This is a genomic window from Oleiphilus sp. HI0066, assembly GCF_001635725.1.
In genome coordinates this window covers 1-1,563 of the sequence record NZ_LWFH01000408.1, presented here as the reverse complement: position 1 = coordinate 1,563, position 1,563 = coordinate 1, and the positions used below count along the sequence as shown (strand labels likewise).

The window sequence follows — 1,563 nt, the reverse complement described above, 5'->3', positions numbered from 1 at the left end:
CGGCCCTGTAAGCTTCACTTGTATCGACCCTGAAGCGGCTGATCGCTTCCATATTGGCGACAAAATTAAGCTTCACGTATCTAAGTCACGCAGAAGTCACTCGCGTAATTGCCGTACTTTTGTCGCATTAAGTTTGATGTTGAGCCTGCTTGTTAGCGGTATGTTGATTTCAGCACTTGTTCCTGATTCAGGCATCGGTTTGATGCACATTATTATTGCGTCGTTCGTTGTTGCAGTTTGCTTATTTGTGATCGTTCGTTTTAAACGAGAGCAAGACGAAACAGAGAACCTACAAACGCTTGATATTGAAAACGGTGACGTGCGCTATTGTTTGCGTGAGCCAACGGCTTTCAACCAATGGCGTAAGAGTTTCTATGACCGAAAGCAAGCTGTTCGTGTTCGTATGTCGCAAGCTTTCGGTGCATGTTGTTTTGTGGCTTCCGGCAGTATTGTCGTAGGGGCAATTCTACCGAGTATTATCTAAGCACCTCGACGCCATTGGTGGAATCGTTCTACCAGCTTTAGAGTGCTCGGTTTAACGCTAGCGCGTTTCCATTCTCCGGCTAAGTATTTATTCGATTCCGCTAGGGTAGGATAAATATGGATCGTTCCCAGAAGTTTGTTTAAGCCAAGATTATGCTTCATGCCCGTCACGAACTCGGTGATCAAGTCGCCAGCATGATGTCCGACAATGCAAGCGCCTAGTATTTTGTCTTTGCCTTTTTCTGTCAGCACTTTTACTTGACCATAATCGACGCTATCGGCAATGGCGCGATCTAAGTCATCAATCCCGTAGCGGTGCACGTCATATTCGATGTTAGCTTGTTTTGCTTCATCTTCGCTTAAGCCTACTCGCGCGATTTCAGGGTCGGTGAAGGTCGCCCAAGGAATCACGCGATAATCTGCTTTAAAGCGTTTCAGTGTGCCAAATAGGGCGTTCACCGATGCATACCATGCTTGATGCGAAGCTGCATGCGTAAGCTGATAAGGACCAGCAACATCACCGCAGGCATAGATGTTTGGATATTTAGTTTGAAGATATTCGTTGACCTCAATCGTGCTGTTTTCTGAATTTTCGATACCTAGTTCTTCAAGACCAAAACCTCGGGTATTCGCTGTACGACCAACAGCAAACAACACGCAGTCAAATTCGATCTCTTTGGATTGTTCGCCAGCGTCGAGAACGAGTAGCTGCTGCGAGCTATCAGTAGTGTCTTTAGCGCGGACAACAGAATGGCCAAGTAAAATATTCATGCCTTCATCGCGCATTTTCGCCAGTACGAGCGAAGACATATCTTCATCTTCTTTTGGCAATAGGCGCATGTCGCGACCTACCAAGGTGACGTTCACACCTAAACGATGGAAGCTTTGAGCGAGTTCGCAGCCGATCGGGCCTGTTCCAACGACAACCATAGATTTTGGTGGTGTACGAAGATTCCAAATCGTATCTGAATTGTATGCCAGTTCAGTATTGAGCCCTTCGATAGTTGGCATGGTCGGACGAGCGCCCGTCGCAATGACGATATTTTGAGCGGCAATTGTTTCGCCGTTTACCTCAACACG

At 46.8% G+C, this 1,563-nt stretch carries 2 protein-coding genes; one reads left to right on the top strand and one right to left on the bottom strand.

The window, feature by feature from the left end; all coding sequences use genetic code 11:
* Positions 1 to 484 (top strand): hypothetical protein (locus A3738_RS30645; protein WP_197473627.1); only part of this gene is annotated, 484 nt, incomplete at its 5' end.
* Here the strand turns inward: A3738_RS30645 and A3738_RS05475 are convergent.
* Positions 481 to 1,563, bottom strand: a 1,083-nt coding sequence (locus A3738_RS05475) for an NAD(P)/FAD-dependent oxidoreductase (protein ID WP_156503993.1), incomplete at its 5' end; no start/stop codon positions are given. The genes A3738_RS30645 and A3738_RS05475 overlap by 4 nt on opposite strands.